At 65.7% G+C, this 12,305-nt stretch carries 10 protein-coding genes; 6 read left to right on the top strand and 4 right to left on the bottom strand.

From position 1 onward, the window contains the following. The 5 genes from VF167_15435 to VF167_15415 all read left to right on the top strand — a co-directional run. The coding region (locus VF167_15435; GenBank protein HEX6926814.1) for a multicopper oxidase family protein at positions 1 to 918 on the top strand (918 nt) is incomplete at its 5' end. After that, positions 915 to 1,772 (top strand): DUF4386 family protein, encoded by an 858-nt coding sequence (locus VF167_15430; GenBank protein ID HEX6926813.1) that lies wholly within the window; start codon positions 915 to 917, stop codon positions 1,770 to 1,772. The genes VF167_15435 and VF167_15430, both read left to right, overlap by 4 nt. Before the next feature lie 238 nt (positions 1,773 to 2,010). After that, on the top strand, positions 2,011 to 3,309 hold the full coding sequence (locus VF167_15425) for a cytochrome c peroxidase (GenBank protein ID HEX6926812.1): 1,299 nt from the start codon (positions 2,011 to 2,013) through the stop codon (positions 3,307 to 3,309). Beyond that, positions 3,306 to 3,743, top strand: a complete 438-nt coding sequence (locus tag VF167_15420) for a DUF6010 family protein (GenBank protein ID HEX6926811.1) — start codon at positions 3,306 to 3,308, stop codon at positions 3,741 to 3,743. The genes VF167_15425 and VF167_15420 overlap by 4 nt, the downstream gene beginning before the upstream one ends. A 478-nt stretch (positions 3,744 to 4,221) precedes the next feature. Next, the gene (locus tag VF167_15415; GenBank protein ID HEX6926810.1) at positions 4,222 to 5,082 is read left to right on the top strand and encodes a hypothetical protein; all 861 of its coding nucleotides are present in this window, start codon (positions 4,222 to 4,224) and stop codon (positions 5,080 to 5,082) included. Between the two features lie 180 nt (positions 5,083 to 5,262). Here VF167_15415 and VF167_15410 read toward each other — a convergent pair whose 3' ends face one another. From VF167_15410 to VF167_15395, 4 genes are all read right to left on the bottom strand, one after another. Further along, complete coding sequence (locus VF167_15410) at positions 5,263 to 5,661, bottom strand: hypothetical protein (protein ID HEX6926809.1); 399 nt, start codon at positions 5,659 to 5,661, stop codon at positions 5,263 to 5,265. Between the two features lie 110 nt (positions 5,662 to 5,771). Next, positions 5,772 to 7,073 carry a PPC domain-containing protein gene (locus VF167_15405; protein ID HEX6926808.1) on the bottom strand — a complete coding sequence of 434 codons (1,302 nt, stop codon included), beginning with the start codon at positions 7,071 to 7,073 and terminating at the stop codon, positions 5,772 to 5,774. A gap of 90 nt (positions 7,074 to 7,163) precedes the next feature. Continuing rightward, a complete protein-coding gene (locus VF167_15400) occupies positions 7,164 to 10,706 on the bottom strand; it encodes a malectin domain-containing carbohydrate-binding protein (GenBank protein HEX6926807.1) in 3,543 nt (1,180 codons plus the stop codon). Positions 10,707 to 11,043: 337 nt separating this feature from the next. After that, positions 11,044 to 11,367, bottom strand: coding sequence for a hypothetical protein (locus tag VF167_15395; protein HEX6926806.1), 324 nt, complete (start codon positions 11,365 to 11,367; stop codon positions 11,044 to 11,046). Positions 11,368 to 11,958: 591 nt separating this feature from the next. Here VF167_15395 and VF167_15390 point away from each other — a divergent pair. Then, positions 11,959 to 12,305 (top strand): DNA alkylation repair protein (locus VF167_15390; protein ID HEX6926805.1); only part of this gene is annotated, 347 nt, incomplete at its 3' end.

Here is a 12,305-nt window from a genome sequence, read left to right as displayed (position 1 = left end):
GGCCTCTATGGCGCGATCGTCGTGCGGGGTCCGGATGAGCCGGTGCTCGATGCGGAGCGAGTCCTCGTCCTCGACGACGTAGCGCTGGATCGAAAGGGGCAGATCAAGCCGCCCGGCGGGTGGATCGAGCGGCACGATGGCCGACTCGGCAGCGTTCGCCTGGTGAACGGGAGGAACAAACCTGCCTTCGACATCGCCGCCGGCCAGGTGGAGCGCTGGCGCATCGTCAACGCCTCGAGCGCACGCTACGTCCGGCTCTCCCTCGGCGGCCGGCCCTTCCGGATCCTTGGCACCGACGGCGGGCTGCTGCCCGCGCCCTTCACCACGTCCGAGGTGCTGCTGGCGCCCGCCGACCGAGTGGATCTGGCCGTGGGACCGTTCGCGGAGGGGGAGACCTTCGAGGTCGAGTCACTGCGCTACTATCAGGGCAGCATGAAGCAGTCACGCTCCGAGAGTCTGGCCACTGTGCGCGTGGGGCGGGCGGCACCCTCGCGTGCGAAGATTCCGGACGTGCTGCGCCACATCGAGCCGCTCGTGCAGGGAACGCCCACTCCCAATCGAGAGGTCCGGCTGGGCTTCGACATGAGCCTGAAGCACGGCGTGCGCTTCACCATCAACCGTGAGCTGCACCATCGCGCCGAGCCGGTGCGCGTCGGGGAGCTCCAGGTGTGGGACATCGTCAACGCGACGAAGATGGATCACCCCTTCCACCTGCATGGCTTCTTCTTCCAGGTGCTGGAGGTCAACGGAGAGCCGCCAGAGTTCCTCTCCTGGGAGGATACCGTCAACATCCCGCCGAGTGGGCGGGTGCGGATCGCTTGGGTGCCCGATGACCGGCCGGGGGAGTGGATGTATCACTGCCACATCCTGGAGCACCATGCCGGCGGAATGATGGCGCACTTCGAGGTCGTCCGTTGAAGCGCGACGAAGGGCCCGCTCGAGGCGGCGCCACGGTCGACTCGCGGGAGCCGATGCGGCTGGCGGGGAGCGGGCCCGGGAAGATCGATCGTGCGTCGCTACGCCTGTCCTCCGTGCTTCTGCTCGGGGGACAAATCCTGTACATCGTGATCACCCTGTTCCACACCGGCGGGGATGCGAACGACCACCCCGCCATCTTCACGGCGTATGCGAAGAGTGGACTGTGGGTGGCCGATCACGTCGGCCAGTTCGCGGCGATGGCGCTGGTGACCGGTGGGCTTGTCGCCATGTTCTATGCGCTGGACGCACGCGACGGGACAGCGAGATGGGCCGGCCGCTTCGGGGCCGCTGCGGCGGTGAGCGCGCTGGGGCTGTATGGAGCTCTGCAGGCCGTGGACGGGGTCGCCAACAAGATGGCCGATGCCGCCTGGGTGACCTCCGGGGACGCGGAGAGAGCGGCGCGCTTCGCCAGCGCCGAGACAGTCCGCTGGATGGAGTGGGGGATGAGGAGCTACCACGCGTATTTGCTCGGCGTCGCGCTAGTGATGTTCGCGGTCGCAGTCCTGCGGACGCGGCCAGTGCCCCGCCCGATCGCCTACCTCATGGGGGTCGCGGGCTTCACCTACCTGGCGCAGGGCTGGGTGGTCGGTACTGAGGGCTTCTCCCCCACGATGTCGAGTGCGATCGCGCTGGCCGAGGTCCTGAACGTGGTCTGGATGGTGTGGCTGGTGGTGGCGGCCTGGCGGATGAAGGCTCCGATCGCTTTGCCGCCGGCCGGAGAGGGCCCGGGTCCTTCCACCGCTACTCCGGGTTTGCTTGTCGACGCGCGTGCTCCGTACGGCTCATCGCCCTGAACGGACCGCCCCGACCAACCAATTGAGCCATACATTTCGCACCCTCCGACTCTTTTCCGCGGGATGATGCGGCCCCGGTCAGGCCCTATCGCCCCGCATCCGTCCGCCCCAGGCAACTCATTAACCACAGCCAGTTTGTACAAGAACGCCAGCGGTTTCGTGCAAGCCCACCGCGCACATCGCCTCGAGATTTATCCCGTGACCAGCGCAACAGAAAATCTCACGGCGAAAGGCGACGATGATGGCACTCTGGAAGCGACTTCACGCGAGGACCCGCCGGGCCGGCGGCGCGATCCTCGCCCTTGCGATCCTGGCGTGCGGAGCGGGGATCTCGTCCTCGCGAAAGTGGAGCGAGGCGGAGATCGCGACGATCCGCTCCCTGTCGATCGCGGAGCTGCAGCCGCTTGCCCCCGACCCGACCAACCGCTTCGGCGACGACACGGCCGCCGTGCGGCTCGGCCACGCGATCTTCTTCGATACTCGCTTCAGCGGGAACGGTAAGGTCTCCTGCGGCACCTGCCACCAGCCCGGCCGGCAGTTCCAGGATGGGCTCCCGCTGGCCCAGGGGGTCGGCCGCACCAATCGGCGCACCATGCCGATCGCGGGAACGGCCCACGGAGCATGGTTCTTCTGGGACGGCCGCAAGGACAGCCAGTGGGCCCAGGCGCTGGGACCGCTGGAGAGCGCGGTCGAGCATGGCGGTACGCGGGCTCAGTACGCTCACCTGGTCGCCGAGCACTACCGCGCCGACTACGAGCGGATCTTTGGCCCGCTGCCCGACCTCACGCAGGTGCCGCGACGCGCCGGCCCGGTGGAGGATCCCGAGGCCCGGGCGGCGTGGGAGGCAATGCCCGAGGCGCAGAGAGAGGCGGTCAACCGGGTGTTCGCCAACATTGGCAAGACGATCGCCGCCTACGAGCGGCGCCTGCAGCCGGGTGCCTCCCGCTTCGACCGCTACGCCGAGGCCCTGACGAAGACCGGCCGCGCGCCGAAAGGGATTCTCACCTCCCGGGAGGAGGCGGGTCTCAAGCTCTTCATCGGAAAGGGGAACTGCACTCAGTGCCACAACGGCCCGCTTCTCACAGACGACCATTTCCACAATACGGGTGTGCCGGCGGTGGCTTCGCTCCCTCAAGACGTCGGTCGTGCGCTGGGCGCGAAGCAGGTGCTCGCCGACGAGTTCAACTGCTGGAGTCGCTACAGCGACGCGAAGCCCGAGGATTGCGCGGAGCTGGAGTTTCTCGATTCCGAGGCCGCAGAGCTCACCCGAGCCTACAAGACGCCCTCCCTGCGCGGGGTAGCGGAGCGCACGCCATACATGCACGCCGGCCAGATCGCCACCCTCGCGGAGGTGATCGAGCACTACGACCGCGCGCCGGCCGCGCCGGCAGGGAGCAGCGAGATCCACCCGCTGCACCTCACCGCAGCGGAACGGGCTCAGCTCGAAGCCTACCTTCGCACGCTGAGCGCGCCGGTGAACGCCGAGCGATGGCTGCTCGAGCCCCCACAAACGAAGCGATTGGAGAACCGAAGATGATCGAGCAGATAGGTCTCCTGGTGGTCGGGGCGGCACTGGCGGCGGGTTTCGCGGCAATCCTCAGGTTGCCCACCGTGCGCAACCCCGGCCGGCGTCATGGGACGGCGCTCCTGGTCGCGGCGCTGATCTACGTCGTCTTCGCCGTGGTGGGCGAGTCGGTAAGTGGAGTGGCGGTGGAGCTGGCGGGGGTGGCGGCGTTCGGCGCGATCGCGGTGGCCGGGATCCGCCGCCGCTCGCCGGCCCTGCTGGCGTTCGGTTGGGCGGTGCACACGCTGTGGGACGTATTGCTCCACTCGAGCGGTCCCGGATTCCTCTACACGCCTCGCGGATACGCGGCTCTCTGCATCGGGTTCGATCTGGTGCTTGCCGCGCTGATCGCGAAAGGGTGGGCGGGCCGGACCGAACCTCGAACGAGCGCTGTGGCGGAGGTGTAGCTCCTCCTGTACGAACGACATGCGGCCCCACGATCAGGGTAGATCCGGCGGGCCTTCTTTTCGGACCACAGCGGAGTCGATTTCGAGGAGCTTCGACCGAGATGGCCATCGAGCGACCTCAGCGGTGCCGCAGCAGGTGCTTCCGCAGGGAGTGCAGCCTCGTAGGACTGAGTTTGCGGCGGAAACCCGGAGCCACCAAGGTCGCGGAGGATTGCGCGGTGGGCACAGGGGAGGTTAATACCTATCCGTGCTCGACGGCGTTGGTGGGTGTCGAATCATCAGTCGGTTTCACCAGCGCGGCGAGCGATCGAGAGCCTTCCGCCAAAGCGTGAACCCCTCTGCGCACTCCGTGACGTCCTCCCTGACCTTCTGTGGTTTCCATCAAGAGCACGCTGAATAGCGCGTGAACGAAAGAATCTCAGGCCTGGTGGGTTCGAGCCCCGGAAAGGGTTCATTGTGCGCGGCGGCCACTAGAGTCGTGGCCTGTTCCCTCGCCTTGTGCCTCAACGCCGGTATCGCAGCTTCGCAGGACAGCGACTGTAACCGCGAGGGCGCTGGTGATGAATGTGAGGCAGTCGCCGGCACGGATATCGGCTCTATGGCGGTGGCGTTCGGCGTGAACGTCGTCCTGGGGGGACTCGTCGCGGGGGTATTGCGTGGCGAGCGCGACGGAGACCTCTGGCATGCGGTTGTGAAGGGTGCTACAGGCGGCGCGGTGTCTTTCGCCGGCAAGCGGCTCTCGGTAGAGCCGTTCTTCGGGGCGGGTCTGCTGGGACGCGAGGTATCCGCGGTGGGTTCGTCGATGGTGTACAATGCGAGCACCGGAAGCCCGGCTTTCTCGGAGGTAGTGCTCCCCCTCGGGCCGATGCGGCTTCATGTGCTGGATCGCCCCAACCCGTTCGCGATCCGGCTCGACGTGCCGGGCGCAGTCATGGTGGCGTACGCGGTAGCAAACCCGGATCTGTCGTTCGACCTCGAGACCAGTCTTTCCAATGGCGCTCCAATATTCATCGACGACGGACCTGGAGGTAGCCAACGCGATGCAGGGAAGGAGATTGCGGGAGTTCTGTTCGTGGATAGAGAGCTGTGGGGACAGGGCACCCGGGCGCGCAACAGGACCGTCAGCCATGAGCTGGTTCACGCGATTCAGTACGACCAATCCTTCATCACAATTGGAAGGCGAATTCAACAACTCGCGCTGACAGAGCCACAAGGTTTGGTTGTGGGTCACCTCGACTGGGGCTTTGACCTGCCATTCTGGTGGTTGGGCAATCTGGTCGTACCGTATTCGGAACGGCCCTGGGAAAGAGAAGCCAAGCTATTGGTGGCGGGCAAATAGGGGCGGCTGCTGCTCAAGGACGAATTACGATTTACGGATTACGAATTACGGTGGATTGCTTGGGGAAGCACATACGGGTGGTGCGGGCTGGTATGCCATGCCGCACCTCCCCAGCGGGTGCCTAGCTGATCACCCGGTAGTCACGGCGGACAGGGAGGGTCGCGGAGGAGCTGAGTCTCCTCAGTGCCCCTCCCTCACCCAGGTGGCCCCCCTCCAGAGCCACGCCTCCAGCTCCCGCACGAGCTCGCTCCGCGCGCGGGTTTCGAAGCGGTGCACCACCTCGGCGTCCCGGAAGTGAAGTGGCAGGTCCTTCCTTCGGCGGCCCCGCTCGTCGCGCTCCCACGGCGCGTACTCGACGCATAGACGATAGCTCCCCTCGGGGTCGAACTCAGGGCGCCACTCCACGTCGATCAGAAAGCGTCCTTGCTCGTTGGTGGCGCGGAAGAGGGAGGAGCCGCCGAAAGCCCCGCCCTCGGCGTCCGCGGGATCGAGCTCGAGCAGGGTATTCCAGTTGATGAACCAGCCGGCCGGAATGCGCAGCGGCTGCAGGGTAGGAGGTGGGACGTCGGGTACGCGCACGAGGTTCGTAGCAGCGGGGCGGATTCGTCGTCAATCCGCGAGCCGCTGGACAGGACTCGCGGGAAGTTCAGTGGCGTCGCGGGAATTTCTCACGTGCGATCCGGGAGGGCCTACCGGCTGGAGCGCAGCCGCAATGTATAGCGCCCCGTCGAGTCGCCCGCCATCGAGTTGGCGCGGATAATATACTCGCCGTCCTCCGGAACGGTGTACTCCAGACGCGAGTTTAGCGTCTCGTCGTGGTCGTCGTTGCCCTCGAGATACTCGAATGCGCCGTTGACGCGCCGACCGATCACCAGGAACGCGTCGAAATCGTCCGACTCGAGGTCGATGGTGAGTCGCTCGCCGGCCCGGCCTCGGTAGACGTATTCGTCGAAGTAGCTCCCGTCCTGCAGGCGCGGATCGGGCGGCCCGAGCTCCCCGTCCCGCTCCTCCCCCGCCGCGAGCGCACCGATCGGCGCCAGCGCAGGCCGGCTTTCCACCTCGGTCAGGGTGAGACTGTAGGCGCCGGTCTCCCCCTCACCCAGCGAGTTGGCGCGGATCCAGTACTCCCCGTCTTCGTCGATCGTCAGCAGGAGCCGGGAATCCGTCCCGCCCGCCCCGTCGTCATCGCTGTCGATGAGGGTCGCGTCCCAGTCGGTGAGCCGCCCGACCGAGAGATAGGCATCGAAGTCGTTGGACAGCAAGACGATCTCGACCTGCTGTCCCGCACGAGCCCGCAACGTGTAGAGATCGTAATACGAGCCGTCGTCGAGCAGCTCGTCTCCCGGTCCCAGTGAGCCGCGAATGGACGTGCCGATGGAAATGGTCGACTCGCTGGCGTTTCCTCCCTCCCCTCCTATCCCCCCATCGCTGAGGAGGGCCAGGCGGTAAGCGCCGGTCTGGCCCGGACTGTAAGAGGTGGCGACAACCGCGTACTCGCCATCCTCTTCCAGGACGACTTCGAGCAGCGCATCGGTGCCGCCGGCGCCATCGTCGTCCCCCTGCATGGTGCCCTCGGACGGAAGCCCATCCACGATCTTCGCGAAGAAGAGGTACGCGTCGAAGTCCTCGGACCGTAGAGAGATGGTGAGCCGCTCTCCGCGCTTTCCGTGATAGACGTAGGCGTCGGAGTAGGCGTCGTCTCCGTTGGTGGCGTCGGTCGGGGAAAGCGTGCCGCCGATCGGCTCTCCGTGCCGGATCTGTGGTAACTGGGCGAGGGCGGGCGCTGAGCCGAACAACAGGGCGCTCCCTACGGCCGTGAGGATGACCGGTTTGAGCATGGCGACGAACGAGGCGCAGGTGGAGTTTTGCCGCACGGTCTGCGGCTCCGGCGCCTCCGGAAGAGAAGCGTCGGCCAGGTCGAGTATCGGCAGGAAAAGAGAAAGGCGTGAGGGACGAGGCCACTCCGTCGGCTCGTCCCTGAATGAGTTCATCACGACCGCCTGAGGGCCGTGGCGCTGCAGGAATGCCGGCCGTCGCTGGGTGCGGCCGGCCGGCGCTCCATCGAGGAAGCCCTTCCCGGATCAGTTGGTCGGGATCCGGACCGCGACCTCCTTGCTTGGCGAAGCGCTTCGTCCATCGACGTTCGCGGGCTGAATGCGGTAGCGATAAGTCGCTCCTGGCTCGACGTTGACGTCGAGGAAGAAGCATTGTTGGGCGGGCACGTAGGTGACGTAGTTGCTGCGGTCAGGCTCGAACCTACGTGTGGTGGAGCGGTAGATGGCGTACGTATGCGTCTCGGGTCCTGCGGAAGGCCACCTCAGCATCACACCCCTGGCCTCCGGATCCCATGTTGCCTCGACGTTCCGGATGATCTCGGGCACCGGTGAGTCGACTTGCATGATGACCGCGCTCGCGGTGAGGCGCGGCGCACCCGCAGGGGCATATGAGGCATTGTGTCCGTCGGACGCACTGACGTAGTACTCAATGGTCTCACCAGTCACATGGGCCGCCGGCACGTCTGCAAAGAACGCATAAGGTCGAGCCAGCGAGTTGTGTCGCATCGGCACCGAGTGCCAACCGCGCTCGCCGAGTCTGCGATAATGCAGGGTGACGCGGACGTGTGTTGGTGCTCGCTGATCGACGGCGATGACTGTGACCGGCAGCGGTTCACCCCGGGTACCCATGAGGTTTCGCGGGAGCAGCAGCAGATGCGGAGGCTCGTGGTCGGCACGCCCCGCGGCGACTGATTCTTCGTATGAGTATGGGCTCTCGGTCCCGTCGCGACCCACCGCTGTGACCGCGTAGACGACCTCGCCGTCGACGGTGTCGTGGTAGCTTGTCTCGGTGATTGGTGTGCTGGTGACCCGATGAAAGGCGGAATCCGCGACGGTTCGACGGTAGACGTGATAGCCGACGATATCCGTGCTGTCGCTTCCCGCGCGTGCGCGCCACGCGAGGAGTGCTCCGTCAGTGGTGCCATATACGACGAACGCGTCGGGCGGGGCGACGGGAAGCTCGTCGAAGACCTGCCGTTCGTAGGTGGTGTAGCTCGTCCGGGCACAACGCCGACAGTCCGACGCGGTCGTGTACCAGCGGCCTCCGGCAGCTGACACCAACCCGCCGAGGCTGGGCAGGTCGCGCACCATGTGCTGGTAGGCGTCGATGGCCTCCCGGAATCCGCTGTTCTTCAGGTCCTCCCACGCCTGCGCGGGTTGGCCAGGCTCATACTCTTCGGGCAGCGGTTTGCCTGACGCGTCGATCGGGTACGCCCTGATGATGTCGACCTTCGGGTTGGACACGACGGACCGGAACTGAATGTCGAGCACCCGATTACTGGTCGCTATGTCGAAGCTGAGGCGGATGCCCTTCAACGACCCCCCGGCTTCCCTGGCGATGTCGAAGTTATCCGCGACGACCGAGTCGTTGATCGCGATGTCGAACACCCGCTTGCCCACGGGGTCGCCGGGAACGTTGACCCCGAAGTGGCCCTCCTGGAAGTACAGCTCGACGCGGTAACGATCAAAGCCCTCCGGTATGTCGAACCGGTAGCCGAAGGTTTCGCTGGACCATCGCTCCGATCGGATTGCCTGGGAATAGCCGAAGTCGTTTTCGACCACTCCGCTCGTGGTGGAGTTGTGGGGTGGACCGCCGTAATAGCCGAAATCGGCTGCAAGATCTTTTTCAGGCTCGTTCGACCCAGCATCGACAAGGAAATAGTTGGCGAGCCTGGGCCGGGCCCGGACTGCTGCCGCCGGTACGTTGTGCTGCGCGGTCCAGTATTCGCGAAGCCAGCGCAACCACTCAATGTAGAACTCGAGGTTTCGTCGACCGCTCGGCGTGGTGACGAGAGGTGAGAGCGCGCGGAATGTGGACTCGAGTCTCTGGTAGTGGTCTGCGTTCGACAAAGCGGAAGGATCCGCCCAACCCGACCATCCGAAGTATTCGGGAGTCGTGAGACGCAGCGCTCCGACACCCGGGTAGACTCCGCCTTTCTCCAGTTCCTCGAGAGCCTGCGCCCCCTGTTCTGCCACGCCCTCTCCGAAAATGTGAGCGGCGTAATCCCGATAGAAGTCCTGGGCGGGTAGCACGTCACCCGGTCGTCGCCAGAGGTCCTGGGCAAGGTACGCGACATTCACCTCCGCGGGCATCTCTCGCCAGAGAATTCCGATGACGCCGCCGACGCCTGCGTCGCGTAGCCGCGGAAGCCGCTCGGCCATGCGGCCGACTGCGAGCTGAGGCTCGGACAGCCCACCGTCGAACTCCATCCACGGCACCGGCCATGCCTCGCGTTCGGCGGCGACCTGGGCCCACTCCTGCCGCACCGTCATGTCGTGCGGCAACAGGGTGGAGAAGACGATGTCGCGAGGGAGCGCCGCATGCAGCTGCGGGAAGCGCGACTCCTGAAACCACGACCCGGTGACCAGGCGCGCCTCCGGGCGCTTCTCGGCGAGGTAGTCGCGCATGAACCGGTAGGCCTCGATGGCCTCCTCCGTCTGCGTGCCGCTGACCTCGTTGAAGTACATCTGGATGTACTTCAGGGTCGGATAGCTGGCGAGGATGTCGTCGATGCGGGCACGTAGCACCGACGGGTCGAGCGGGTCGCAGTCCGCCGCCCGCATCGAGGCTGGAAGCACGTCGAAGTCGGTGCCGAGCACGACCTCCACGCCACGCGCCTGGGCGTAGCGGATGACCCTCTGCATCATCGCCTTCGCCTTGGCAACGATGTGCTCGTGGGTCTGCGGCTGGACTCTGGTATAGCGGGCGGCGTCGGAACCCAGCACGTCGTAGGGCAGGTAATCGCCGGAGCGGAAGGTGAGGTCGCCCGCGTAAGAGGGCGCCAGTCCCCAACGCTGGTTGTCGATCGACGTGTCCAGCCATGAGTCGGGGCGGGCGCCATTGCACTCGAAGTCCATGAAGGGCTCGTTCATGTCCTCGTCCGGGTAGGCGCCGCCGTAATTGTGCAGGACGAGGGTGTTCATCTTGAGCTTGACGAGTTGGTCGATGTACGAGGTGAAATCCTCGTAGCTGTAGCCGGAGGGTCCGTTCAGGAAGTCGTGCCAGGGCAGAAGTCCTCGACGACGGACCGCTGGCTCCTTGGCGATGTTTAGAGGCCTGATCGTGAATGGAGTTCTGGATTCCGGAAGGACGTCGCGTCCGATGTAGAAGCGCGCCCCGTAGTGTTCCAGAAGCTCGTAGCTCCCATAGAGCGAGCCGCTGTCGTCACTTCCCATCACGGCCAGAATCGGTCTGCCGGCGTAGTCGACCGACCTGATGACGAAGCCCTCGGGACCTGGCGCTTCGTTTCGACCGGGTAGCAGCCCTTCGTCGACCAGCCTTCTGATCAAGCTGTTTGTGCCGAACTGACCGATGACGATGGAGGCGAAACGAGGCGAGTTCGAAGCGGCGGCGCTTCTGATCTCGAGCTTCTCACCAGTGAGATGGTAGAGGTAGCGCTGGACTTCCCGGGCGGCGAGGCGCTCCAGATGCCCGGCGTTCTCGCCGACGATGATGGCTGCAGGCCCGGATTGGGCGGCATAGGCTGGTGCTGTAAGGAGCCCGGCTGCCATCGCCAGAGCTCCGCCGAGGACGATTGCGCGAGCGAATCCGAGGACAGGTGCCAGCATCTTTACACCTCCCGACCGGACGATCGACGAGCTGTCGCTATCTATGCTGCGCAGACTCCGCATACAGACATCGCGGGCGAGTATGTGGTCCAGGCATGACTGGTATACCCCGATCGTGCCGGCGGAACGTACTGGGGGCGCCGCCGGGGGGTCAAGCAATGAGTTTTAACACCTGCTCTGGCAAGAGGCGTTGGCTCAGCTCGATGTCAGCACGGAAGTAGGTCGATGGCGGCAGGGAAGTAAAAAAAAGGTGAGGAACGAGCCTCAGCCGTTGGCTCGTTCCTCACCTCTAGCACCCTTCCAGTACGTTCGCGCACCGAGAGGGTCTGATGCGAAGCTATTCGAGCGGTCGCGCCTGCAGGCGACCGCGAGAGCCGAGCCGGAACTGCGTCTGGGGGCCGCGCTGCAGGCGATCGAGCCAGCCCTGCTCCTCGAGCTGAGCGAGGAGGCGGGCAACGGGATTGTCACCCGTGGTCATCGCCCGGTGGGAGAGCACCAGAAACCGGTCGGGGTCGTTCGCGGTCCGGAACCGCCACACATGGCGGTTGCCCAGGTTTCGCCTGGCCGTCCGTACGGCGCCCCAGCGCGTCCCGGCCTGCCGGTGCATCGCCGCTCCGAGCTCGCGAGCCACCCGCTCCAGCAGCTGTTGCTTGTTTTCCATCGGGTCCATACTCCCCCCTTTTCTGGCAGTGAACTCGCCATCGCGGTTCATGTTGAGTGCGAGCTCCTGATCTGTGGGGCTCGCCGTGATCGGCTATTGGTCCTTTCCCTGCCACGGGCAGCCGCGCCGGCTGCAGACGAGCCGGTACCCGTTGTGAGCGCCAGCCTTGCCAACCAGTTCCTGTCTCAGCACGGCGTCGCCGCAAACGGGGCACGTGATCCCTGCTCGCACCCCTTCCTTCGGGCGAGGGAACTCGGATAGCTTCTTCATGGAAGGCTTCCTGCAGGGTGCCGCGCCGCTCGCTCGTCGCGGTCCGCGAACGCGCCCGGGCGGCGAAAAAAGAATCGCGGCTATCGTCAGCGGTGGACGATAGCCGCGGGCCCTTCGCTCGCGGGGACCCGATGGCCCCCGGTGCGGAGTATCCCTTATACCCGACCGGCCACCCCTCGTTCCTCTGGTGGGAACGTGGAGCTTCACTATCCGCTCCAGGCCGGGCGTCTGGCGGCCTCGGAGCGCTGCGGCCTCCTGTACATCGGAGAACTCGAGACGGCACGAACCGGATGGGCCGCCACCTGAGCCGGAGAACTGTGCATGCCGGAGAAGACGTCGACAGCAAGGCCGGGTAGGAAGCCCTCTGCGGGCAAGGCCGGGGCCGAGGGTGGCGCTACGCTTGCGGACCTCGCGGCCGTGCGAAGCGAGCTGGCCAGGCTCGCGGATCCGGAGCGCGCGGTCTTCCTGCAGCGATTCTTCAAGACGGGCCCCGGGGAGTACGCGGAGGGGGATCGGTTTCTCGGCATTCGCGTGCCGCAGCTCCGTGCCCTCGCCCGGGAAGCGCGCGGGCTCTCCACCGAGGCTGCTCTCGAGTTGTTGCGATCTCCCTGGCACGAGGAGCGGCTGTTCGCCCTGATTCTCCTGGTCCAGCAGCACCGCAAAGCTCC

It is taken from the genome of Longimicrobiaceae bacterium (genome assembly GCA_036375715.1).
Lineage (GTDB): Bacteria > Gemmatimonadota > Gemmatimonadetes > Longimicrobiales > Longimicrobiaceae > DASVBS01.
This window is presented reverse-complemented; position numbering and strand designations above follow the sequence as displayed.